We start from the raw sequence: 25,691 nt of genomic DNA, 5'->3' as shown, positions 1-25,691 counted from the left end.
TTAATTGTTGAATTGCTTAATTGTTTGCATGGTAACTGAGAACTGATGATTGAGAATTGGTTTAATTGTTTAACTGGTGAGTTGGTGAGCTGGTTGCTTTTTGAGTTGTTTGATTGTTTAACTGTCTAATTGCTTAACTGTTGAATTGTTTGGGTGGCAACTGAGAACTGGGAACTGTTTTTATTGTTGAACTGAAAATTGCCAACTGGTAACTGAGAACTGAGAACTGCTCCCGATGTGCAAAAGTTCCGGAAATTATTTATGGCTATTTTTTTAAGTTTGCATCAGTAAAGAATAAAATCAAACCATGGTTATGCAAGAAACGAATTCACTCAATCAGGTAGCTGAATTTCACACTACTTTTAAACATCCAATCCTCGAAAATCCTGTTATCCCTGCGAAGCAAAGGGCAGACTTACGGGTTTCTTTATTGGCAGAAGAATTGAAAGAGCTTCAAGAGGCGATTGAAAATGATGATTTAGTAGAGGTGGCAGATGCACTTTGCGATCTTCAATATGTATTGGCTGGTGCAATACACGAGTTTGGTTTAGGCGGGAAGTTTAAAACATTGTTTGATGAAGTTCACCGCTCTAACATGAGTAAAGCTTGTAAAACCGTTGAGGAAGCAGAGCAAACAATACAGTATTACTTAGATAAAGATCAAACAGAATCTTATTATAAGGAGATTGACGGTTTATTTCTGGTGTTTAGAAAGGCGGATGATAAGACCTTAAAATCCATTAATTATTCTCCTGCAGATTTAAAGTCGCATTTAGTGTATTAAGCTGAAGCAAAAGTTTAACACTCCTAAAATATTAGAGAGCATTCATTACCGGATGCTCTTTTTTTGTGTCCTCTATTTAGCTAGCGCAATTGTTACAAAATCGGGCATCAAATTTTACTCCTTTTCTTTTCCTTTCAGAAATATTGTTTATTTTTATTGTTGAACATTATATTTATATATGAATATAGTTTAACTTGTTAATTTAATTTTGAAGTTTGAGCTTTAGTAAAAGATTAAATCAAGATGTGCAGAACAGTGCATAACAGTTAAACTTTAGTCAATTTATATTTTTAGACAACCAAATATTTAATCAGAGCATGCAGGCAATTCTAGGCGTAATTTTTCACTTCATCGGCGGTTTCGCGTCGGGAAGTTTTTACATTCCATATAAAAAAGTTAAAGGTTGGGCTTGGGAAAGTTATTGGATCGTAGGTGGTATATTTTCCTGGTTAATCGTTCCACCTTTAGCTGCATTCTTAACCATTCCGAACTTTACCGATATCATCGCTAACGCAAGTGGCAATATTTTATGGTTAACTTATTTCTTCGGGGTATTGTGGGGAATAGGCGGTTTAACTTACGGATTAGGGGTTCGTTATCTTGGCGTTTCCTTAGGAAGTAGTATCATTTTAGGCCTTTGCATGGTTTTAGGCTCTATTTTACCATCAATTTATTTTGATTTCTTTCCACAGGCGGGAAAAGATACCTTCTCGATGTTTTTGAGCACTGATTGGGGTAGAATGGTTTTATTGGGACTGTTGGTGTGCGTGTTGGGAATTGTTATCTGCGGTAAAGCTGGGATGATGAAAGAGAAGGAGATGAAAACAGATGTTACAGATCCACATGGAATGGAAGTTAAAACCGAATATAAATTTGGTTTAGGCTTATTCGTAGGGATTGTATCTGGTGTTTTGAGTGCTTGTTTTAATTTCGGAATCGAAGCCGGTAAGCCAATGGCGGATGCTGCAAATGCGATTTGGAGAGCGGCAAACCCTGCTGAAGCGGGAAATTTCTTATATCAAAATAACGTTACTTATGTGATTGTGCTTTGGGGCGGCTTAACCACGAATTTTATCTGGTGTATGATTTTAAATGCCCGTAATAAAACATTTGGCGATTACACTAACGCTTCTACTCCACTACTCAAAAACTACATCTTCTCTGCATTAGCAGGTACAACCTGGTTTTTACAATTTTTCTTCTACGGAATGGGCGAAAGTAAATTGGGTAATGGTGCAAGCTCGTGGATTTTACACATGGCGTTTATCATTTTAATTGCCAATACCTGGGGCTTGGTATTAAAGGAATGGAAAGGCGTATCTAAAAAAACGCTGCTCACTGTAGTAGTAGGTATCATCACCATCATTGCCTCGGTTTTAATTGTAGGTTATGGTAATAGAATAAAAGGATAATTATTAAAAATTTAAATAAAATACTGGTATGTCAGTCGATACAAAAAGTTATAAACATGTAAGTTATTTATGGGATGAGCAAGAGGCGGCAAAATTGGCCGGCGATGAAGTTGCATTGCTCATTTATCGCTCAAATTTATTAGGTGCCGATTTACGCCTTACCAATTATGGCGGTGGTAATACCTCTTGTAAGTTGTTGGAAAAAGACCCACTTACAGGATTGGAAACCGAAGTAATGTGGGTTAAAGGTTCTGGCGGTGATTTAGGTACCTTAAAGAAAAATGGTTTAGCGGCCTTATATGTAGACCGTTTACGCAGTCTGAAAAATATTTACAGAGGTGTGGAGCATGAGGATGAAATGGTTGAGTTATTTAATCATTGTATTTTTGACTTAAGCTCAAAAGCACCTTCAATTGATACGCCTTTACACGGATTTTTACCGTTCAAACATATTGATCACTTACATCCAGATGCGGCTATTGCAATTGCAGCGGCAAAGGATGGAAAGAAAATTACTCAGGAATTGTTCAATGGAACAATTGGGTGGGTAGAATGGAAAAAACCAGGATTTGAGCTGGGTTTACAACTGAAAAAGTGTTTAGATGAAAATCCAGGTATTCGTGGTATCATGTTGGGTTCACATGGTTTATTTACCTGGGGTGATACAGCCTACGAAAGTTATTTGAATACTTTAGAAGTAATCGAAATCTGTTCTGATTATTTGGAGCAGAACTATGGTAAGAAAGGTCCTGTTTTTGGTGGACAAAAAATCGAAAGTGCAGCAGCTGATCTTCGTAAAAAACAAGCAGCAGCAATCGCACCGGTTTTGCGCGGTCTATGTTCTTCAAAACAACACATGATTGGCCATTTTACAGATGATGCAAGGGTATTGGAATTCATTAATTCTAACGATTTAAGCCGCCTGGCCCCAATGGGAACCAGCTGCCCGGATCACTTTTTAAGAACTAAAATCAGTCCTTTGGTTTTAAGTTTATCTAGTGATGCAGATTTATCTGATGGCAAAGCGCTAAAGGCAGCTTTGGAGCCAGCTTTTGAAGAATACAGAGAAATGTACACCGCTTATTACGAAGCTTGTAAGCATCCAAACAGCCCTGCTATTCGCGATACCAACCCTGTTGTAATTTTATATCCAGGTATTGGTATGTTTACTTTCTCGAAAGATAAACAAACAGCAAGGGTTGCGGCAGAATTCTATATTAATGCCATTAATGTAATGAAAGGTGCTGAAGCGGTTTCAGAATATACTTCTTTACCTCATCAGGAAGCTTTTAATATTGAGTATTGGTTGTTAGAAGAAGCAAAGTTACAGCGTATGCCTAAACCAAAACCACTTACGGGTAAAATTGCTTTAATTACTGGAAGTGCCGGTGGAATTGGTAAAGCTATTGCAAAAAGATTTGTAGCTGAAGGTGGTGTGGTTATTTTGAACGATATGAATGCAGAGCGTTTGGCGGAAGCAGGAGAAGAGTTTAAATCACAATTCGGTAAAGACGCTTACAGTACTGCAATCTTAAATGTGACCAGCGAAGAAGATATTCAAGGTGCTTTTGCAGCTGCAGCTTTGGCCTTTGGTGGTGTTGATATTGTAGTAAACAATGCAGGACTTTCCATTTCTAAAACCATTGGAGATCACACTGAAAAGGACTGGGATTTATTATATGATGTATTGGTGAAAGGCCAGTTCTTTGTAACGCAAGCGGCTACGGCTGTAATGCAAAAACAAGGTATTGGTGGCGATGTAATCAATATTGTAAGTAAAAATGCCTTGGTAAGTGGTCCAAACAACGCTGGTTACGGTAGTGCAAAATCAGCACAGTTACATTTGAGCAGATTAAATGCAGCTGAGCTTGGCGCAGATAATATTCGTGTTAATGTGGTTAACCCGGATGCAGTAATCAGTGATAGTAATATCTGGGCTGGTGGATGGGCTGAAGGCCGTGCCAAGGCTTACGGTATTACGGTAGCAGAGTTACCAGCCTATTATGCGAAGCGTACCTTATTGAATCAGATTATATTGCCAGATGATATTGCCAACGCTTGTTTTGCCTTTGTTGGCGGCTTACTCAATAAATCAACAGGAAATGTATTGAACGTTGATGGTGGAGTAGCCATGGCCTTTGTAAGATAAATTTAAATTTAGTTTTAGTAAGTTGTTTATTAGGTCTGCGATTTATTCGCAGACCTTAAGCGACTTTAACAATTCAATCGTTAAATAGAAGCAAAAGTGTTAAAAAACATGAGCTTCTGATTTCATTCCATTGAAATGACGATATTATCAACCTTAACCAAATCATACCCTGATGAATATTGAGCAGAACCAAATAGAAAAACACAACGATTCCCTTTTAACTTCGCATCAGCGTAAGCTAAATTTTTTGAAAGAGGAGTGGTCACACGTGGATTTAGAAAGTGTGATTCAAAAACTGGTAGATTTCCAAATTGCTATTCCTAGTTGGGCTTTAGGTACAGGCGGAACACGTTTTGGCCGTTTTGCCATTTCTGGCGGTGAGCCTCGTACCATTGAAGAAAAAATTGAAGATGTAGGCTTACTTCATGCATTAAATGCCGCAAGTGGTGCTATATCATTACATATTCCCTGGGATATCCCTCAGGATGCGGCAGCTTTAAAAACATTGGCATCCAGCTATGGTTTAAAGTTTGATGCCATGAACTCCAATACTTTTCAGGATCAGGCAGGTTCGCCACATAGCTATAAGTTTGGATCATTACAAAATGTAAATAAGGCGATACGTAAGCAAGCTATTGAACACAATATCGAAGTGATTAAACACGGTGTAGCTTTAGGATCGGATGCTTTAACCGTTTGGTTGGCCGATGGTTCTTGCTTTCCCGGACAGTTAAATTTCCGAAATGCTTTTGAAAATACTTTAGAAAGCTTACACGAAATATACGCTGCTTTACCAGATGATTGGAAAATCTTTGTAGAATATAAAGCATTTGAGCCTAACTTTTATTCCACAACTGTTGGAGATTGGGGCCAATCTTTATTGTATGCCAGCAAACTAGGTAAGAAAGCCTATACATTGGTTGATTTGGGTCACCACTTACCAAATGCTAACATTGAACAAATTGTTGCGCTATTGTTAATGGAAGGAAAATTGGGTGGTTTCCACTTCAACGATTCTAAATACGGCGATGACGATTTAACCGCAGGAAGTATTAAACCATACCAGTTATTCTTAATTTTTAACGAATTGGTAGAAGGTATGGATGCTAAAAATATGAACCATGCGAAAGATATGGGTTGGATGATCGATGCTTCTCATAACGTTAAGGATCCTTTGGAAGACTTATTACAATCGGTAGAAGCAATTATGATTGCCTACGCCCAGGCATTGTTAGTAGACAGAAAAGCATTAAAAGCTGCTCAGGATAATAATGATGTGGCTGCAGCACAGGAAATTTTGCAAAACACTTTCCGTAGTGATTTAAGGGCAGTTGTAGCGGAGGCCAGGTTAAGAGCCGGAGCAGCATTATCGCCAATTGGCTTATATCGCGATTTGCAGTGCAGACAATCATTGGTTAAACAACGTGGATTAAACACTGTAGCAACAGGCTTATAAATTTCAGCAGCGGAAAAGATGGCAAAACCTGTAATAGCGGTATTTGATGTTGGGAAAACCAACAAAAAATTGTTTCTGATAGATGAGAACTATCGTATTGTTTACGAGCGTTCGGCAAGGTTTGTAGAAACGAAAGATGAAGATGGAGAACCTTGTGAAAATCTTGAAAGTTTACGTTCATCGGTTTATGACTCTTTGCATCAGGTAATGCAACTGAAAGAGTACGATATTAAAGCCATTAATTTTTCTACTTATGGCGCAAGTTTCGTATATCTTGATGAAGCAGGTAAACCCCTAACTCCGCTTTACAATTATTTAAAAGAATACCCAGAGGCGTTAAAAGAAGAATTCTATGCCAAGTACGGTGGTGAAGAACAGATCTCTTTGGCAACTGCATCGCCCATTTTAGGTTCACTAAATTCGGGCATGCAGTTGTATCGTCTAAAAAAAGAAAAGCCAGAAATATTTGAGAGGGTAAAGTGGGCATTACACTTGCCGCAATACTTAAGTTATTTGGTTACCGGAAAAGCTGTGGCCGATATTACCAGCATTGGCTGTCATACCCAGCTTTGGGATTTCAATAAAAAACAATACCACGATTGGGTAAACGAAGAGGGTATTACCACCAAGTTTGGTGTGTTTACACCTGCCGACTCGAGTCAGGAAACTAACTTTGAAGGTCAGAAATTTGAAGTAGGTGTTGGATTACATGATAGTTCAGCCGCATTGATCCCATATCTGGCTAATTTTAATACCCCATTTGTACTCTTATCTACCGGAACCTGGTGTATCAGTCTTAACCCTTTTAATCAGGAACCTTTAACAGCAGAAGAGCTCAAGCAAGATTGTCTTTGCTACATGCATTACAAGGGCAAAGCAGTAAAGGCCTCTCGAATTTTTGCAGGTTATGAGCATGAGCAGCAACTTAAGCGCATTGCACAACATTTTGACCGTGCTGCTTATCTCTTTAAACATCTTAAGTTTAATCCGGGATTGATCCTGAAATTAGCGAATAAGATCCCTGAGAACCAAAATCCACAGGAGGAATTCTCACTTAATTCGGCCTTTCCAGATCGAGATTTAAGTCTTTTTCAAACCGCAGAAGAAGCTTATCATCAATTGATTTTTGATTTGGTTAAGCAACAGATTTATTCTTTGAAACTGATTTTAAATGCTGGGGTGAAAAGGATATTTGTAGATGGTGGCTTCGGTAAAAATGCAATTTACATGCATCTATTAGCTACATCTATTCCAGACATAGAAGTTTATGCCTCATCCGTATCGCAGGCAACTGCTATCGGTACCGCACTGGCCATTAATGATGCCTGGAATTCGAATCCGGCACCAACAGATATGATCCAGTTAAAGTATTATTCAGCAATCCAAAGGAGTTTAGTTTCATAGCGTATAACATAAAATTGCTATATTCGAAAACTAACCATTGGAGATTACTGATTTGAAGCCCGAAGATTTTATAGCCCATATCCATGTTGATGAGTTTTCTTCAACACCTAAGTACAAGCAATTAACCAATGCCGTTTTGGCCGCTATTGAAAGTGGGAAGCTGGTTAAAAATAGTTTGTTGCCTTCTATTAATGAGTTGAGCTTTAGCCTGGAAATTTCCAGAGATACTGCAGAAAAGGGATATCGGCACTTAAGAAAACTCGGTGTTGTAGATTCTGTGCCTGGTAAGGGATACTTTATTGTGAACACCGATTTTTCACGCAAGCTTAAAATCTGCTTGTTTTTTAACAAGTTGAGTACCCATAAAAAAATCATATACGATTCCTTTATCAAGGCCATTGGCGAGCAGGCTTCGATAGATTTTTACATCTACAACAATGATTTTGCCTTGTTTAAGAAGTTGCTCAACAGTAAGCGCAACGATTATACGCACTTTGTCATTATACCCCACTTTTTAGAAGGTGGAGAGAATGCACATGAAATCATCAATACTTTACCCAAGGAAAAGCTGGTTATTTTAGACAAGCTCTTGCCAGGCATTTCCGGCGATTACGCTGCGGCATATGAGAATTTCGCTCAAGACATTTATGCAGCATTAGAGCAGGCTTTAGATCGCCTTTCTCACTACAATACCTTAAAGATTATTTTTCCTAAAAACAGCTATTTCCCTCACGAAATTTTAACGGGTTTCTATCGTTTTTGCCAGCAGTACGCATTTGATCATAAAGTGATCCATAACATTAAGGATGAAGTGATTAATCCTGGTGAAGTATACATCAACCTGATGGAAGATGATTTGGTTATGCTTATTGAAAGGCTTATTGCGCAAAAACTTAAAATTGGAAAGGATGTTGGGGTGATCTCTTATAACGAAACGCCATTAAAGAGCATCATACTGGATGGAATTACTACCATTTCTACTGACTTTAACCGATTAGGAACGGAGGCCGCAGAACTTATCCTTTACAATAAGATGGAGAAAGTGGAGGTTCCTTTTTACCTTAAATTACGCAAATCTCTTTAAGGATACCTGCGTAACGTATATAATTTATTAATTTTAATTTTTATATACATCGAGTTCATGAGGGGATATCAGGCCGAAGACGGAGCAGAAGAAAAACATCCATACGATTATATCTTGAAGGATTTCAACCTTAAAGATCTAAGTGCAATTGTCATTCTTAAGCACCAGAGTAATCAGGTGGATACGGGTAAAAAGTATTTTTACCATCTTCAGGCCCAACAGATTGAAATTGATTTTGCTGTTTTTGATCATCCCGATTCAAGCGATTTTTTCCCTCCCGTTATCGTAAAGCAGGATCAGCATGAGCTAAAGTTATCATGCAGGTGCAATCATCCTAAAAATCGTTTATGCGAGCATCAGGCTCAGGTTTTATATAACATCCATCAGCGACAGGAGCTAAAAATCTTTTTTGATAAGCCCCTTAGAGCAGCTCATTTAAAGAAACAAGCATTAAGTTATGGATTGGAGCATGAAGCCAACCTGGATTTACTTTTTGATCTCCATCTCGTTGATAACCGGCTAGTTGTTAAACCGAAAATTCCGCTTCAGGCATTTGATAAAGAAGCCCAGCGGCAGTTGGAGGAGCTGTTGTTGCCCAAAGCAACCAATAGAATCCCCAAAGCTCACCAGGGAGACCAATTGATTTTGGTTTTAAGCCAGCACCGGTATTATAGCAATTTAGTTATAGAAATTTTTGAGGCTGAGCATACTAAGGGTGGAAAAGTTAAAAACCCACTCCAATCCGTTAATCCTACAGATCTTATTTTTAAGAGCCACGAGGCTGACGACTTAAGGTTTTTTAGTGGGGTATCCAGCTTTCAGCAAAACTTTAATGACGATGAATCGGAAGCAGAAATCGTCGCTTTAAGGGCTGTGGTTAAAAACCCATTGCAGATCCCTGTTTATCAGCATGATCCACATGTTTCTGCTCATATTCAAGCTTCTTCCATCAAAAGAATAATCTTAAAGCCCTTAACGGTTGATTTAAGACTTTTAGTTAATCAGAAGGAAGATTTTTACGAGATTACAGGAAGATTAAATATTGATGGAAAATCTTATGAACTTGACCAATTGGTGCTTTGCTATCAGTATTTTGTTAAACTCGCAGATCAATTGTATTTGATCGATCGCCTGGATTTTCTAAAGGTGATCAGCTTCTTTAAAAAGCAAAGCAACAGGTTAATTATTCATAAATCTAAATATGCTGAATTTCAGAAGCTGATTTTAATTCCCTTAGAAGGTAGCATCCATGTAGATTATTCGTACTTAAAACCAGCTACCAAACGTCAAATTGAAGAAAAGGGATTTGATTTGGAAGTAGAAAAGTTACTGTATCTGTCAGAATCTGAAGATTTTATTTTAATTACGCCGGTAATGCGATACGGTAATCTGGAAATTCCGGTGCTTTCTAAAAAGACCATTCAGGCGCAGGATAAACTGGGAAATGTTTTTACCCTTCAGCGGGATGAGCCGGCAGAGCTTCAGTTTATTGCTGATATCATGAAGCAACATCCTTTCTTCTTTGAACAAGAGACCAATGATTCTTTTTATCTGCATCGGAAGCGGTTCCTGGAATTGGACTGGTTTTTAGAAACTTTTGAGGTTTGGAGGGCGAAGGATATTCATATATTGGGCTTTAATCAGCTAAAAAATAATGCTTTAAATCCTTACAAAGCAGAGATTAACATTGAGGTGCTGAGCGGGACAGATTGGTTTGAAACCAAAGCCGAGGTGAAATTTGGGAAGCAGAAAGTAGCGTTGAAATATCTCCATAAATCTATTCGAAACAAAAGTAAGTTTGTAATGCTGGATGATGGAACGCAGGGCATATTGCCGGAAGAGTGGTTAATTAAGTTTACACAGTATTTTAGTGCGGGGGAAATTGTAGAGGAGAAAATACTGACACCAAAAATTAGCTTTGCCACGCTTGATGAGATTTATGAGGATGCTGTTTTGGATGGAGAAGTAAGAAATGAAATCATCAGTTACAAACAGAAATTCAATGACAACAACTGGATTGAAGAAGTTCCCGTCCCGAAAGAATTAAACGCAGAATTAAGACCTTATCAAAAGGATGGTCTCAATTGGCTTAATTTTCTTGACGATTTCAATTTTGGCGGGTGTTTAGCAGATGATATGGGCTTGGGGAAAACTATCCAGGTATTGGCATTCATTCTTTCGCAACGGACCAAGGTTTCTTTTAACACCAATTTAGTGGTAGTTCCTGCTTCGCTAATTTTTAACTGGAAAGCAGAGATAGAGAAATTTGCCCCCTCAATTCAGGTCAAAACCATTTATGGTAACGATAGAAAAAAGGTGGTGGATGATTTTGATCACTATGAAGTGATTTTAACCTCTTATGGTACATTACTTTCAGATATTAGATTTTTAAAGGATTATCGCTTTAATTACATCTTTTTAGATGAATCTCAGAACATTAAGAATCCCGAATCGCAAAGGTATAAGGCCGCAAGGATGTTGCAATCGCGCAATAAGATCGTAATGACGGGTACGCCAATAGAAAATAACACATTTGATTTGTATGGACAACTTTCGTTTGCTTGTTTAGGGCTTTTCGGCACGAAGCAGCAGTTTGCGGATCTCTATTCAACACCCATTGATCAGTTTAAGGACAGTAAAAGAGCTGCTGAATTGCAGCGGAAAATCAAGCCCTTTATCTTGCGAAGAACCAAGGAGCAGGTGGCTAAAGAGCTTCCGGATAAAACCGAAGTGGTATTATACTGTGAGATGGGAGAGGAGCAACGAGAGGTTTATGAGGCCAATAAGAAAGAAATTCAGGATTATATTTTGGGTAAAACCGAAGATGAATTACCTAAAAGTTCGATGCATGTGCTAAAAGGAATTACCCGATTACGACAGATTTGTAATTCTGCGGCCCTTTTGGCAGATGGTAAATCTTATTTGCAGGCTTCTTCTAAAATAGATGTTTTATTGGAACAGATCGAAAGTAAGGCCCCCAATCATAAAATCTTGATATTTTCTCAGTTTGTAACCATGTTAGATCTGATAAAAAAGCAATTGGAGCATAGAAACATCAGATATGAATATTTAACCGGTCAGACCAGGAATAGGAAACAAGTGGTAGAATCTTTCCAACAGAATGAAGAAATCCCTGTTTTTTTAATTAGTTTAAAAGCTGGCGGTGTAGGTTTGAATTTAACCGAGGCTGATTATGTTTATCTGGTAGATCCATGGTGGAATCCTGCTGTAGAAAACCAGGCTATTGACAGGGCCTATCGCATTGGTCAGCATAAGAATGTAATGGCCGTCAGGTTAATTTGTCCAAATACGATAGAAGAGAAGATTATGACGCTCCAGGCAACGAAGAAGAACCTGGTTCGTGATGTGATACAAACTGATGGAGAGCTTTTCAAAAAAATGAATAAGCAAGAACTGCTAGGCTTGTTGAGTTAAATATCCCAGTCATTCCGCTTTTGTAAGAATAGCGTGGTCCTTATATATAGCGATGAGCGCTATATTTTTATGTTCAATTCTAATTGTAGTGACCAGTGAACCAGTGAACCAATGAGCTAATGAACCAATGAACTATTAAACTATTTCAACTTTTCCTGAAAGTCATATCCCAGTTGTGGAACATTCACACTATTAATAACTTTCCATTGAACTTTCTCTGCGATAAACGATGGCGGGGTTAAATCAGCTTTCCTAGCTGCTGCGGTATAGAAATCAGTTCTGGTGGGATGCTCGGGAGCGCAAACGTTGTAAATTTTTCCGAAGGCTTGTTTCTCCAATAGCTTGCAGGCGAAGCCAACAGCATCTACCTGTTGCACTAAATTCACGGGAGCTAAACCATTTGGAACATCGGTTTTTCCGGCAAAAAATCTTCCTGGGTTTCGGTTTGGACCGATTAATCCAGCAAAGCGGATAATGGTAAAACGGGATGGATACTGTGCTTTAAAAAGCGCTTCAGCTGCTAAAACCACTTTCCCGGATGGCGTGTCGGGATTTGTATCGCTATGCTCGTCAACTGTTTTGTTTTCATCGCCATAAACACTTGTAGAACTGATTAATACAATGTTTTTGCTTTTGTTTTCAGCAGCTTTTAAAATAGCACTAATCTTGAGAGGATAGTCATTTAATTCGGTGGAACTTCTTTTCGGGGGAATACAGACAAATAAGGCATCAGCTTCAAAAAAGCTTGGATCGGCAATAACTTTCCCAGCAGTAAAATTAACCAAATACGGTTTGATATCATTTGCAGCTAGCACATCTAATTTTTCGACACTGGTGGTAGAGCCTTTAACCGCGTACCCCTGAGCAACTAAAGCCTGGGCAAAAGCCAATCCGAACCAGCCACAACCCAGTATAGAGATGGTATTGATTTGATGTGTATCCATTTTTTCAGTTAGCAGTTTTCAGTTGGCAATTTTCACTAGACAGTTCAACAACTAAGCAATTTTTCAGTTGGCAGTTTTCAGTTCAACAGTTCAACAATTAAGCAATTGGTCAATTAAACAGCTCACCGATTAACGGCTCACCAACTAAGCAATTTTTCAGTTACATTTTTCAGTTCAACAGTTCAACAATTAAGCACTTAGTCAATAAACACCTCACCAATCAAGCAATTAGTCACTTAAACAACTCACCAAACTACCCTTTACCCACATTATAACACGCCCTGCATCTAGGCTCGTAACTTTCTTTTTCACCCAAAAGCACAGTTGATTCATCGGCCACCGTGCGGTAGCTGTAGAGCGCTGGATTTCCGCAACAAACGCAAACTGCATTTACCTTGGTTACATGTTCTGCAATAGCCATAAGTGCAGGCATCGGGCCAAATGGTTTACCTGTAAAATCCATATCCAAACCTGCAACAATTACGCGTATGCCTCTTAAAGCAAGCTTATTACATACTTCAGGTAGTTCATTATCGAAAAATTGTGCCTCATCAATACCTACCACTTGCGTATTGGTTCCTAATAATAAAATAGCTGAGGAGCTATCAACAGGCGTAGAGGAAATAGAGTTTAAATCGTGAGAAACTACGGCCGATTCATGGTAGCGGGTATCTGTGCGGGGCTTAAAGATTTCGACGTTCAATTTAGCAATTTGGGCTCTTTTTAATCTTCTGATTAACTCTTCTGTTTTACCAGAAAACATGGAACCGCACACTACTTCTATGCTTCCAGAAAATTCGCCCCTTCTTCTAAAATTTTGTTCGCTAAATAACATTCCCGATCGTTTGTTGCCCTACGTAATTTCTATGAATTTTAAACCGAACAAATATGAGAATTATGTGTTATTTTTGAATACATAGTTACCAACATAAATCGATCAAAAATTCGTTTATAATTTATGATGAACCAGCAAGATATTTTCAAGAAGATAGGCCACATTTTAGCGGAATTGAATGAGCAGTACCAATTTTTAGCCCAAAATCCTCAACAATTAAATGATTTAGAGGTAGAACTTTTCCTCGCTAACGCCAATTTCCTTTCTGATCATGTCCACATCGTTAAAAAGTTAAATACACAGAATAAAGAAGCGGCTGTTGAACGTCCAGCGCCAATCGCTCAAGTCCCTACCATAGCAGAAGAGATTCTCGCAGAAAAACAACCTACACCCGCGCTTGTAGAAGAGCAAAACACACTCTCAGAATTAGAAGAAATTGCTACTGCCGAAGAAGAAGAGGAACGGGTAGACATCAAGCCTGAGCAGGAAGTACTGGAAGAACAGCATATTCAGGAAGAAACTGCAGATGCAGTTTTAAATAAGGACTTTTTTAAACCAGATCAGGACGATCATACTTTTGAATTTGTTCTCGGTACCCATAGCGAAAACGATCAGTTCGATTATGAAGCAAAGCCTGTAGAGGAAATTTTCGACCGCAAGTTGAGTAAAGAAGAAGAAGAAATTTTAGCGCAGAAGAAAAAGATTCAGGAGAAAGAATTGCTACCTGAGGCCGTACAATATGAAGCTTCGGTAACTGAGGATGATGAGATTGGACCAGAACCCTTTTTGATCGCCCAGGAAGAAGATGAAGAGCCTGATACGGTTGTAGAATCTAGGATAGAAGAAGATGTTGAGGCAGAAAAGGTTACAGTTGCAGAACCTATTGAAGCGCTAAAAGGTGTTGACCTGGATGAGCCTGTTATTTCAGCTCCAGTTGAAGAGCGACCAGTTTTTACACCTCAGGCTGTACCTGTTAAGCCAACGGTAGCGCCCATTGAAACAAAGGCAATTCCTACCTTAAATGACCTTTTGGCTAAGAGCAATAGCCCACAGGAAACTGTTAAAGCACCAATAGCAGATTTGAAACAAGCCATTAACTTGAACGAAAAGCTATTGTTTATTAAAGATCTATTTAACGGATATAATCTGGCTTATTCGGAAGCAATAGATATTGTAAATAAGATGAACAGCTTCGAAGCCGCAGATAGTTTCCTGCAAAGTAATTATGCTGCCAAGAATAACTGGGCGAATAAGCAATCTACTGTTGATCAGTTTTATGAAGTGTTGAATAGGAGATTTGCTAAATAACAGTTTTCAGTTGGCAGTTTTCAGTTGACAGTCTTTAGATAGCAGTTTTCAGGCCGTAGTTAACAGTTTACGCTGCATTCGGGAACTTTAATGTGATGAAACCATACTGGTCTAATCACCGCAAATGCATAATCCAATATCCCCTGCTTTGAAAAGTAGGGGGACAACAAATTTCCCTGCTTACTTTTGCTAAATATCCACCCTGTTGAAGTAGATTGCTTCAGCCCACACCACCCAGCTTCGCAATGACGTGATGGACTTTCTGTGCGCTTGTTTTCAGGAATTAAACAATTCAACAACAGATCCCCAGCTTCGCAACGATATTAAACGCTTTATTTACGCCTGGGTTTTCAACAATTAAACAGTTAAACAATTCAGCAATTAAACAATAGATCAATGGTCAACAATTAAGCAGGTGAACAAAACAACTCAGCACCTACACATCTCCCAACTCAGCCCCTAAATAAAACCCATCCTGTTAGAATCCAGTTTCAGGAAGATGAACAACAAGATGGTAAAGCTCCAGAGTGAAGAACCACCATAACTGATGAGTGGAAGAGGTATCCCGATTACGGGGATAATCCCGATGGTCATGCCGATGTTGATGAATACGTGGAAGAATAAAATACAAGCCACACTATAGCCGTAAACACGAGAAAAGGTAGATCGTTGACGCTCGGCCAGGTTGATGAGCCTTAAGAGCAGAAATATGTACAAGCCTATCACAACAGAGCAACCCGCAAAACCCCACTCTTCACCAATAGTAGAGAAAATAAAGTCTGTACTTTGTTCCGGAACATAACCATATTTTGTTTGGGTTCCCTGTAAAAAACCACGTCCGGTAGCTTGCCCCGAACCAATAGCAATCTGCGATTGGATCACATTGTATCCAGCGCCTTTATTATCCGTTTTTAAGCCCAGCATCAGCTCAATACGACTCCTCTGGTGCGGTGCCAGAACCTTTTCGTACGCTACTTTAATCAGAAATAAATAACCTATAGCCAGTACCGTAACCAAAATGGTCGAGAAAATAATTTTCTGCTTTCTTTGGTTATTGTAAATAAAAAGTCCGGCTATGAGGGCAATAATACTGATGAGTATGTAGGTTGGTACCAGGAAATCAGCAATAAACAACACAATCATTCCTAAAAATATCAATAGGAAATATCCCGATAAACCTTCGCGATAAAGTGGGAACATAAACGCTAAAAACACGAGCGCAGAACCTGTATCGGGCTGGAGCATAATGAGTAACAAAGGCGCACCAACAATCAACGCAGCAATGGCAATAGATTTAAAGTCTCTAAACTTGGGATTGAAGCTCCCCACATACCTGGCGAGGAGCAAGGCGGTTCCGAATTTAGCAAATTCTGCTGGCTGCAGTTTAAATGAGCCTATTGCAATCCAGGCCTGATTTCCGGCTACTTTATTTCCGATTACCAAAACGGCCATTAACAGTACAAGGGTACCCCCGTATATAAAAGGGGAAAAGACATTAAAGAGTCTTCCATCAAATAATAAAATGGACAATCCTAAAATTAATCCGGTAATTACATAAATAAGTTGCTTGCCATACAACGCATTAAAGCTGAAAACAGCAGATTGTTCAGGCGGAACAGATGCAAAAATGTTGATAAAACCGACTGAGCAGAGGGCCAGGTAGATAAGTACCGTAATCCAGTCTACATTAAAAAAGAACCGATTGCCTTGTTGTTGCATCATTGTTTTTGAATTTCGGTTTTAACTGCACTTAAATCAGGCGCTTTGAGCATGTTCGGTTTGGCTACCGAAGAGGTTTTTAAATTTGCCGATTTTATTTTTAAACTGTCTTTTAACCTTTTAAGTGAATCTGTTTTTTTAATGATTAAACTATCCGCCTTGGTTAATTTCATTTTTTTAGCTTTATCAATCAATGCTGGAAGTAAGTTTTGGTTTTTCATCCATTCTACCTGCGATGCCCTTGAACCGCTAACATTTCGCTTGATGTATTTTTCTACCATATAACTGGCTATAGGAGCAGCATAAGTACTTCCATATCCAGCATTTTCTACAATAACAGCAATGGCAATTTTCGGATTATCCCTTGGCGCAAAACCAATAAATACCGAGTGGTTTTTACCATGAGGGTTCTGTACTGTACCTGTTTTACCACAAAGAATGATATCCGGGATACGAGAAAGTGTTGCGGTTCCCCATGGACTGTTTACGCAATCTTGCATGCCATCAATTACTGGCTCAAAGTGTTTTGCATCAACACCCACATAATTTTTGGCCACATAATCCTTTTTAATCAGATTTTTATCGCCCATGGCCTTTATTAAATGTGGCTTGATGTAATAGCCCCTGTTGGCGATAATTGCCATGGCATTAGCAATTTGTAAAGGTGTAGCCGTAATTTCCCCTTGTCCAATGGCTTGAGAAATTACCGTTGTGTATCCCCAGCGCTTACCATAAATTTTGTCGTAATGATCGGCATTATAAAAATACCCTTTTCGTTCAAAAGGAATATCTACTTCCAGTTTACTGCCAAAGCCGAATTTAGCAATTTTGTCTCGCCATTCCTGATAAGTCTGCCTTTGGTTCTTCATGCCATTTTTGGTAATCAGCTTCTGGAAAACATTACAGAAATAGGTGTTGCAACTTCTGGCTATACCTTTTCTCATACTGATACTACCATCAACGTGCTCGCATTTAACCTTATGGTTTCCGGCCATATAATAGCCTGGGCAGAAGAAAGTGGTATTAGGATCAATTACACCATCTTGCAAGCCAATTAAGGCATCGATTGGCTTAAAAGACGATCCCGGAGGGTAGTATCCTTGTATAGGTCTAACTAAAGAAGGACGGTAGGGATTACCAATCAAATCCATGTAATTATTGCCCTGGTCGCGGCCCACCAGTAAATTAGGGTCGTAACCGGGACTGCTTACCAATGCCAGAATTTCTCCGGAAGAAGGTTCAATAGCTACAATAGCGCCAACCTTATTCTTCATAAGTTCTTCGCCTAATTTTTGGACTTGAATATCAATTCCTGAAATCAAGCGTTCGCCGGAAACGGCGTTAATATCATATTTCCCATCAGCATAACTTCCCTGTGGGGTATTTCGGGCATCGTAAACCGTATTAATCACCCCTCTTTCACCCCTTAAAACTTCTTCATAGGAGCGTTCCAATCCACTTTTACCTTTGTAATCGCCTGGTTTATAATACCCATCAGATTTTTCGATATCATCATCACTCACCTCCCTTACGTAGCCAAAAAGCTGACCAGCAACACTATCGGGGTAGTGGCGAACCGTTCTGTCCTGAGTTCTAAATCCTGGAAAACGATACATAATTTCCTGAAGACGGGCATAACTCTGAACAGAGATTTGCTTTAAGAAGGGGGTAGATTGATAACTGGACTTGCCTCTGGCTTTGCGTAAATTTTTGCGCACATCCTCAATGGTAATATCCAATGCTTTGGCTAAGGCTAAAGTATCAAAAGGCTTTACTTCGTTAGGGATAACCATTAAATCATAAACAGGCTCGTTTTGCACGATAACCTTCATGTTCCGGTCTAAAATGGCACCACGGGCAGGGTATTTATATATTTTGCGCAATACATTACTCTCGGCAGAAAGAAAATATTTATCACTTACAATCTGTATATAAAATAGCTTCCCCAATAAAATTAGGGCAACAATAATGAATAATCCTTGTACGGTATATTTTCGGTTAAATAATTGATCCATTAGCGCGCTGTTCTCCTATAGAATATAAACTCCACCAATAAAATAATAAGTAGCGTAAAGATACAACTTAAGCCGCATCTCATTAAGGTATAGCCAATTTCGGTTAACCTGAATGTTTCTAAGAAGAAAAGAACCAAATGGTGTGCTAAAACACAAAGTAGAGCATAAAGCGCAAACCATTGAAAGCCCATATAGCTCAACGAAGGTTCGGGATCGTCAATTGCATCCCGGTTTAAGCTAATGGAAATAAAGGCTATTCTTACAAAAGCCAGAACCACACAGGCTGTAGCATGTACACCCATGGTGTCGTAAAAAGCATCGAGCGTTAAACCTGTTCCAAATGCCAATAAATAGAGTAGGATATTCGGCATCCCAAAGGGAAGCAAAAGTAGAAAAAGCACATAAATAAACGGTGTAGACAGGTCGTAAAAACCCATATTCTTGAGTAAGAATATCTGCACAAAGAGCAAGATAAACCAACGGATTACATTTACGATTAATAGTCTACTGTTCATTGGTTTTTGCTACATTTTCAAGGTTCTTTTGTTCCGTTGCCAGTTTATCCTTAACTACATATACATACTGCAGGGTGCTAAAATCGGTAAAAAGATTTAGCTCTGCAGATAAGAAGTTATCGTTAGTTGCAACATTTGTTTTACTGATTCTCCCTACCAGTATTCCAGCCGGAAATGATGCATAACCAGAAGTGATCACCGTATCTCCAACCGACATTTTAATGTGGTTGGGTACCTCTTTGATGAAGGCTTTCTTAATATCAAAATTTCCATCTCCCCAAACCAAAGAGCCTAATGCGTGATTCTTTTTAAGGGTTACGCTAATTCTTGCATCTTTATGTAAAAGCGATTGGATGGTGGCTAAATGCTCGGAAACATCACGAATAAAGCCAACTATCCCTTTCTGAGGCGCAAGTACAGCCATGCCGCTCTCTATGCCGTCTAACGAGCCTTTATTAATCGTAATGATGTTATTCCTCAGTGTTATGGAGTTTTTAATCACTTTTGCCGGTAAGTAGGTGTACTGTTGTTGGGTGATGGTATCAACCACTTTTACATTTTTAGCCGTATCAATTGTGGTTAAAGCTAAAATTTGTGTTTTAAGCTTGGCATTTTCAGCCGCTAAGCTGTCATTTACCATTCCCAGATTTAAATACCTTTTAAAAATGTTTAACCGTTCATAAGCACTACCTACCACCTCATTGGTTGAGTTGAGTGTTACACTACGCTGATAGGCATTGTTTTTTACCGTGAGATAGATCCCAATCGTGAAAAAGATGATAAACAGGAAAAATGCGTTGTATCTGCTGATGAAAATCCAAAGGTTACGCATTTGAGTTGGGAGTTGTGAGTTAAAAGCTTGGAGTTTTGACTGGTTACTCCCAACTCAAAACCCCAAACTCCAAACTAAAGGTTATTGCATTAAAAATTTATATCCACCGATATTTTTAAGGGCGATACCTGTACCGCGAACTACGGCACGTAATGGATCTTCAGCAACGTGAACTGGTAATTTGGTTTTAGCAGCAACACGTTTGTCTAAGCCTCTTAATAAAGCACCACCACCTGTTAAATAAATACCAGTTTGATAAATATCTGCAGAAAGTTCTGGCGGAGTAATCTCTAAAGCTTTTAAAATCGCTTCCTCAATCTTCGAGATCGATTTATCTAAGCAGTGTGCAATTTCGGTATAAGAAACGGTGATCTGTTTTGGAACCCCTGTCATCAAATCACGGCCCTGAACAGCAAAATCTCCTGGAGCATCTTGCAACTCAGGAAGAGCTGCACCAACTTCGATTTTAATTTTCTCTGCTGTACGGTCACCAATCATGATATTGTGCTGGCGGCGGATGTAGTTAACAATGTCAGAATCGAAGTTATCTCCAGCCACGCGGATAGATTGATCGCAAACGATACCTGACAAAGCGATAACAGCAATTTCTGTTGTTCCACCACCGATATCGATGATCATGTTACCCATTGGCTCCTCCACATCAATACCAATACCTACAGCAGCAGCCATTGGCTCGTGGATTAAGTAAACTTCTTTTGCTCCGGCTATTTCAGCTGAGTCACGTACGGCACGTTTTTCTACCTCTGTAATACCTGAAGGAATACAGATTACCATTCGTAAAGAAGGGAACATCCATCCCTTGCCACCATTTAGCATGCGAATCATGCCTTTAATCATGGCTTCAGCAGCGTTAAAATCGGCAATTACACCATCCTTCAATGGCCTAACAGTTTTAATATTATCGTGGGTTTTACCCTCCATCTGCATCGCTTGGCGACCGATGGCAATTACTTTATTTGTAGTGCGATCAAAAGCAACAATCGAAGGTTCATCAACTACTACTTTATCGTTATGTATAATCAGGGTGTTCGCAGTGCCTAAATCGATGGCAACTTCTTGCGTAAACCAATTGAATAATCCCATGTAAGGTATGTTTCTTTGTTTTTAGTTTAAAACTATACTATTCCTAATGTAAAAATAGGCTTTTTATTGTATTAAGTTTTATTTTCTTCAGTCATTAAATTGTTTTTAAGGCAATTAAAATCTTTAGAAAATTAAAACCAGGCATCTTTTGTTTGTCGTGTCTCGTTATTCGGTGTTCATCCGCCCAAACTTTCAATTTTAAACTTAGGACTTAGAACTTTCAACTTAGAACGCCTTATACCTCTACTAGTGTTTAAAGTGCCTCACACCTGTAGTTACCATGGCAATACCTTTTTCATTAGCTTTCGCTACAGAATCAGCATCTTTAATAGAACCACCTGGTTGTAGAACCACGGCAATACCAGCATCAGCAGCAATTTCAACGCAGTCTGGGAAAGGGAAGAAGGCATCAGAAGCCATAGCAGCACCTTCAACACTAAATCCGAATGAAGCTGCTTTCTCAATCGCTTGTCTTAATGCATCCACACGTGAAGTTTGTCCAACACCACTGGAAATTAATACATCATCCTTAACTAACACAATCGTATTAGATTTAGTATGTTTAACAATTTTATTAGCGAAATATAAATCTTTTAATTCCTGAGCGGTAGGGGCTTTATCCGTTACAGTAGTCATTTGCTCAGGACCTTCGATAATCAAATCTTTATCCTGCTCAATTACGCCGTTCAATAAAGTTTTGAATTGTTTTTTGCTCAATTCAACTTCATTACGTTTTAATATTACACGGTTTTTCTTCTTGCTGAATAACTCAACAGCTTCTGCCTGATAAGAAGGAGCAATTAACACCTCAAAGAATAAATTGTTAATTTCTTCAGCAGTTGCCAAATCAACTTCACGGTTGGTAATTAAAACACCACCGAAAGCAGAAACAGGATCGCATGCTAAGGCATCAATCCAGGCTTGTTTAACTGTTGGGCGAGAAGCCACACCGCAAGCATTGGTATGTTTTAAGATCGCAAAAGTAGGCTCTTCAAATTCATCGATAAGTGCTACAGCAGCGTCAACATCTACTAAATTGTTGTAAGAAAGTTCTTTTCCGTTCAATTTGGTAAACATTGCATCTAAATCGCCGTAAAATACACCACCTTGATGAGGGTTTTCACCATAACGCAAAGTTTTAGCTTCGGTTACGCTCTGTTTGAAAACGTCTAGAGGCTCCTCTGTATTAAAATAGTTGAAGATTGCAGTGTCGTAGTGTGAAGAAGTATGGAAAGCTTTTTTAGCAAAGGCTTTACGCTGAGCTAAGGTGGTTTCTCCATTCTGTTCTTCCAACTGTGCCTGTAAAGTTGGATAATCGTTTTTAGAGGCAATAATCACTACATCGTTGAAGTTTTTCGCAGCAGCACGAATTAAAGAGATACCACCGATATCAATTTTCTCGATGATTTCTTCAGGTGTTCCGCCTGCTTTTACGGTTTCTTCAAAAGGATATAAATCTACAATTACCAGGTCAATCTCAGGGATTTCATATTCGGCAATTTGTTGTTGATCGCCTTCCAAACCTCTACGGTTTAAAATACCACCAAATACTTTTGGATGTAAAGTTTTTACTCTTCCACCTAAAATAGAGGGATAACCCGTTAAATCTTCAACAGCCGTAACCGGAAGATTTAAGTCTTTGATAAATTGCTCAGTTCCACCTGTGGAAAACAACTGTACACCTTGTGCGGCTAACAATTTTACCAATGGCGCTAAACCATCTTTATAATATACTGAAATTAAAGCGTTTTTGATTTTAATGGGTTGACTCATTCTACTCGAAATTTTGAGCCGCAAAGGTAGTAAAACAGTATGGTTTTTGAAATGGAAAGCCTATCAATATTTAATTTTTTTAATGTTTTAAATATTGATAGGCCGTTATTGTGCTAAGATACTGTGTAATCGCCTCAAATATTGAGTATTAACAGTCTTATTTCTTTATTTTTTTGACTAAAGTTTCTACAATGCGAGGGTAGTGCAGGTGTTCTAATTGTTGTCCTTTAAACTTAACCATTTCTAGATTGTCAGATTTATCAATCTTGTACCGCGCCTGGTAAATGTATTCTCCCTCATCATAGTTTTCATCAACATAATGGATGGTGATTCCTCCCTCGGGTTCGCCGGCAGCAATTACAGCATTATGAACATGATCTCCATACATGCCTTTGCCGCCAAACTTGGGAAGGATAGCAGGATGGATGTTAACAATACGGCCTGGATAAGCCTGAATCAAATTTTGAGGTACCAGCCAAAGGAAGCCTGCAAGTACAATAAAGTCAATATCTAAATTTTTAAGTAAATCAATAACCTCATCTGTTTTGTAGAATTCGTGCTTATCAAAAATGTGGCTCGGAATTTCGAAGTTGTCGGCTCTTTGCAATACATAAGCTTCTGCATTATTAGTTAAAACCAAAGAGATTTCGATTTCGTTACTTCTTTTAAAATGCTCCATAAGCTTTTGGGCATTAGACCCAGAGCCGGAAGCGAAAATGGCTATTCGTTTTTTCACTCAAAAATCGTTTTTCCCAAAAATAGTATTTTAATGTTTTAGTTGTAATACAAAATCCGTTTTTATTAAATTATGACCAGTTTACTTATGCCATAATTAAACTGTATTTTAGCGGCTTCTTAAGCGCTTTTATTTTTTCTTGAAAAAAAGTTAAAAGTGTTTTGTAAATTAAAAACATTACTCCTATATTTGCAACCCGAATTATAGGAAACGATTAAAAGAAAAATAAAGGCTAATAAAAATGGCAAATCATAAATCTTCATTAAAAAGAATTAGAGCAAACGCTACAAAACGTTTACGTAACAGGTATCAGGCAAAAACTACTCGTACTTTCATCAAAAGGTTACGTGCAGCTGAAGATAAAAATTCTGCTTCAGAGTTATTGCCTAAAGTAATTTCTATGTTAGATCGTTTAGCTAAAAAGAACGTTATTCATAAAAACAAAGCAGCTAACAATAAATCAAAATTAACGAAATTTGTTAACGGTTTAAAATAAGCTAACTTTTTACGATATTAGTAAAGGCATCCCAACCAAAAGTTGGGATGCCTTTTTATTTTGTAAAAAATGGCAAACTACGATCAGAAATTAGGCATTAAGCTTTGGGCAGAGGAAGACCGCCCTCGGGAAAAACTTTTACAGCATGGCCGAAGGCATTTAACAGATGCAGAGTTAATCGCAATCCTAATTGGCTCTGGTAATAAAACAGAAACTGCTGTTGATCTGAGTAAAAGGATTCTGCTTTTCTACGAAAACAATCTCGCCAGGCTGGGGAAGGCATCCATCCAGGATTTATCTAAATTTAAGGGGATTGGCGAGGCTAAGGCTTTAGCCATTGTTGCGGGTTTAGAATTAGGATTAAGGCGTAAGGAAACCCCAACGGAAGAAAGGGTTAAAGTAGTGGCTTCCAGAGACGCATATTTATACCTGCAAAATACTTTCTCCGATCTTAACCACGAAGAGTTCTGGGTGCTTTTACTCGATCGCTCCAATCACATTATGGGTAAGCACCTCATCAGTAAAGGTGGGCAGGCAGGAACAATTGCTGATCCCAAAATGATTTTTAAAGTCGCTTTAGAACATAATGCGGCAAGCATTGTTGTAGCTCATAATCATCCTTCAGGTAATTTAAATCCCAGTGAGAGTGATGATAGGATTACCCGATCATTGGTTGCATCCGGACAAATGCTCAATCTTTTAATCGCTGATCATCTGATATTCGGGCATAATAGCTACTATAGTTACCGGGATCAGGAACGGATCTGATAGTTGCTTGTCTCAATTATGTGATGTTTACACAGATTTAATGGGAAATCCGTATTATCGCATCAAACGAAACATGTAATGAACGCAGCAAAATTATCTATCCTTTTCTTATTCCTGAGCCTGTTTGCTTTTGCTCAGAAAAAGGCGGCACCAATTAATGTAATCACTTATAATATTAGGCTAAATGTAGCTTCTGATGGTGTTAATGCCTGGCCCAATCGCAAAGACAATGTTAAAGCGTTGGTTAAATTTCACGACGCAGATATTCTATGCGTACAAGAGGCGCTGCCAGAACAATTTGATGCCTTATTGGAAAATTCAAACTTTGATGTAGTGGGTGTTGGACGAGAAGATGGTAAGCGTAAGGGAGAGTTTTCTGCTGTTTATTTCGATAAGGACCGATTCACTAAGAAGGATGGAGGAACCTTTTGGCTTTCTCAAACACCCGATGTGCCTTCGAAAGGATGGGATGCGGCCTTAAATAGGGTGTGTAGCTGGGTAAAGCTTTACGATAAAATAAATAAGAAGGAGTTTATCATTTTTAATACCCACTATGATCATATTGGCGTACAAGCCAGAATCGAATCGGCTAAATTGCTTAAACAGAAAATTCAGCAAATAGCACCGAACCTTCCTGTAATATTTACCGGCGATTTAAATGTAACACCAGAAACTGAAGCCATTGCTACAATCAAATCCTTTCTCTCTGATGCCAAAGCTGTTTCCATTGAAGCACCATACGGGCCAGAAGGTACTTTCAATGCTTTCGATTTCAACAGCGACCTGAAAAACAGGATCGATTACGTTTTTGTGAATCAAAAATTCCAGGTTCAGAAATTTGCGGTGTTAACAGATAGTAAAGACAAACGTTATTTTTCTGATCATCTGCCAGTTTTTGTAAGGCTTTATATCAAGTAATCAG

Annotated in this window: 20 protein-coding genes; 11 read left to right on the top strand and 9 right to left on the bottom strand. The window is 38.7% G+C overall.

Annotated elements, in window-relative coordinates; genetic code table 11:
* Window positions 1-313 precede the first annotated feature (313 nt).
* The 7 genes from BMX11_RS11145 (at window position 314) to BMX11_RS11115 (ending at window position 11,724) form a co-directional block, all read left to right on the top strand.
* On the top strand, window positions 314-784 hold the full coding sequence (locus BMX11_RS11145) for a pyrophosphohydrolase domain-containing protein (protein ID WP_090884298.1): 471 nt from the start codon (window positions 314-316) through the stop codon (window positions 782-784).
* Window positions 785-1,101: 317 nt separating this feature from the next.
* On the top strand, window positions 1,102-2,196 hold the full coding sequence (gene rhaT, locus BMX11_RS11140; RefSeq protein WP_090884203.1) for an L-rhamnose/proton symporter RhaT: 1,095 nt from the start codon (window positions 1,102-1,104) through the stop codon (window positions 2,194-2,196).
* Between the two features lie 28 nt (window positions 2,197-2,224).
* Window positions 2,225-4,345 carry a bifunctional aldolase/short-chain dehydrogenase gene (locus BMX11_RS11135; RefSeq protein WP_090884201.1) on the top strand — a complete coding sequence of 707 codons (2,121 nt, stop codon included), beginning with the start codon at window positions 2,225-2,227 and terminating at the stop codon, window positions 4,343-4,345.
* 172 nt (window positions 4,346-4,517) lie between these two features.
* Window positions 4,518-5,801: a sugar isomerase gene (locus tag BMX11_RS11130; RefSeq protein ID WP_090884199.1), complete on the top strand. Its 1,284-nt coding sequence runs from the start codon at window positions 4,518-4,520 to the stop codon at window positions 5,799-5,801.
* An 18-nt stretch (window positions 5,802-5,819) separates the two neighbouring features.
* Window positions 5,820-7,205 carry an FGGY-family carbohydrate kinase gene (locus tag BMX11_RS11125; RefSeq protein WP_090884197.1) on the top strand — a complete coding sequence of 462 codons (1,386 nt, stop codon included), beginning with the start codon at window positions 5,820-5,822 and terminating at the stop codon, window positions 7,203-7,205.
* A gap of 52 nt (window positions 7,206-7,257) precedes the next feature.
* Window positions 7,258-8,289 carry a GntR family transcriptional regulator gene (locus tag BMX11_RS11120; protein WP_090884296.1) on the top strand — a complete coding sequence of 344 codons (1,032 nt, stop codon included), beginning with the start codon at window positions 7,258-7,260 and terminating at the stop codon, window positions 8,287-8,289.
* Between the two features lie 57 nt (window positions 8,290-8,346).
* Complete coding sequence (locus BMX11_RS11115; protein WP_090884195.1) at window positions 8,347-11,724, top strand: DEAD/DEAH box helicase; 3,378 nt, start codon at window positions 8,347-8,349, stop codon at window positions 11,722-11,724.
* Between the two features lie 140 nt (window positions 11,725-11,864).
* Here BMX11_RS11115 and BMX11_RS11110 read toward each other — a convergent pair whose 3' ends face one another.
* Both BMX11_RS11110 and BMX11_RS11105 read right to left on the bottom strand, forming a co-directional pair.
* A complete protein-coding gene (locus BMX11_RS11110) occupies window positions 11,865-12,668 on the bottom strand; it encodes an NAD-dependent epimerase/dehydratase family protein (RefSeq protein ID WP_090884193.1) in 804 nt (267 codons plus the stop codon).
* A gap of 253 nt (window positions 12,669-12,921) precedes the next feature.
* Entirely contained in the window at window positions 12,922-13,503 is a 582-nt protein-coding gene (locus BMX11_RS11105) for a thymidine kinase (RefSeq protein WP_090884191.1), read from the bottom strand.
* 123 nt (window positions 13,504-13,626) lie between these two features.
* Between BMX11_RS11105 and BMX11_RS11100 the strand changes: the two genes are divergently transcribed.
* A complete protein-coding gene (locus BMX11_RS11100) occupies window positions 13,627-14,811 on the top strand; it encodes a hypothetical protein (protein ID WP_139180168.1) in 1,185 nt (394 codons plus the stop codon).
* A gap of 459 nt (window positions 14,812-15,270) precedes the next feature.
* On the opposite strand, the gene rodA is transcribed toward BMX11_RS11100, so the two are convergent.
* The 7 genes from rodA to purN all read right to left on the bottom strand — a co-directional run bounded on the left by rodA (window position 15,271) and on the right by purN (window position 23,505).
* Window positions 15,271-16,533: a rod shape-determining protein RodA gene (gene rodA, locus BMX11_RS11095; protein ID WP_175474535.1), complete on the bottom strand. Its 1,263-nt coding sequence runs from the start codon at window positions 16,531-16,533 to the stop codon at window positions 15,271-15,273.
* Entirely contained in the window at window positions 16,530-18,545 is a 2,016-nt protein-coding gene (mrdA, locus tag BMX11_RS11090) for a penicillin-binding protein 2 (protein ID WP_090884186.1), read from the bottom strand. Before mrdA ends, rodA begins: the two co-directional genes overlap by 4 nt.
* Window positions 18,545-19,060 (bottom strand): rod shape-determining protein MreD, encoded by a 516-nt coding sequence (locus BMX11_RS11085; protein ID WP_090884184.1) that lies wholly within the window; start codon window positions 19,058-19,060, stop codon window positions 18,545-18,547. The genes mrdA and BMX11_RS11085 overlap by 1 nt, the downstream gene beginning before the upstream one ends.
* Window positions 19,050-19,892 carry a rod shape-determining protein MreC gene (gene mreC, locus BMX11_RS11080; RefSeq protein WP_090884182.1) on the bottom strand — a complete coding sequence of 281 codons (843 nt, stop codon included), beginning with the start codon at window positions 19,890-19,892 and terminating at the stop codon, window positions 19,050-19,052. The genes BMX11_RS11085 and mreC overlap by 11 nt, the downstream gene beginning before the upstream one ends.
* Before the next feature lie 81 nt (window positions 19,893-19,973).
* Window positions 19,974-20,996, bottom strand: coding sequence for a rod shape-determining protein (locus BMX11_RS11075; protein ID WP_090884180.1), 1,023 nt, complete (start codon window positions 20,994-20,996; stop codon window positions 19,974-19,976).
* A gap of 246 nt (window positions 20,997-21,242) precedes the next feature.
* Window positions 21,243-22,769, bottom strand: coding sequence for a bifunctional phosphoribosylaminoimidazolecarboxamide formyltransferase/IMP cyclohydrolase (gene purH, locus BMX11_RS11070; protein WP_090884178.1), 1,527 nt, complete (start codon window positions 22,767-22,769; stop codon window positions 21,243-21,245).
* A gap of 157 nt (window positions 22,770-22,926) precedes the next feature.
* Window positions 22,927-23,505: a phosphoribosylglycinamide formyltransferase gene (purN, locus tag BMX11_RS11065; RefSeq protein WP_090884176.1), complete on the bottom strand. Its 579-nt coding sequence runs from the start codon at window positions 23,503-23,505 to the stop codon at window positions 22,927-22,929.
* 241 nt (window positions 23,506-23,746) lie between these two features.
* Here purN and rpsT point away from each other — a divergent pair, with 241 nt between their 5' ends.
* The 3 genes from rpsT (at window position 23,747) to BMX11_RS11050 (ending at window position 25,687) form a co-directional block, all read left to right on the top strand.
* A complete protein-coding gene (gene rpsT / locus BMX11_RS11060; RefSeq protein WP_090884174.1) occupies window positions 23,747-24,001 on the top strand; it encodes a 30S ribosomal protein S20 in 255 nt (84 codons plus the stop codon).
* A gap of 69 nt (window positions 24,002-24,070) precedes the next feature.
* Entirely contained in the window at window positions 24,071-24,769 is a 699-nt protein-coding gene (gene radC / locus BMX11_RS11055) for a RadC family protein (RefSeq protein WP_090884172.1), read from the top strand.
* A gap of 78 nt (window positions 24,770-24,847) precedes the next feature.
* Entirely contained in the window at window positions 24,848-25,687 is an 840-nt protein-coding gene (locus BMX11_RS11050) for an endonuclease/exonuclease/phosphatase family protein (RefSeq protein WP_090884170.1), read from the top strand.
* The last annotated feature ends 4 nt before the right edge of the window (window positions 25,688-25,691 follow it).

It is taken from the genome of Pedobacter rhizosphaerae (assembly GCF_900111155.1).
Classification (GTDB): Bacteria; Bacteroidota; Bacteroidia; order Sphingobacteriales; family Sphingobacteriaceae; genus Pedobacter; species Pedobacter rhizosphaerae.
This window is presented reverse-complemented; position numbering and strand designations above follow the sequence as displayed.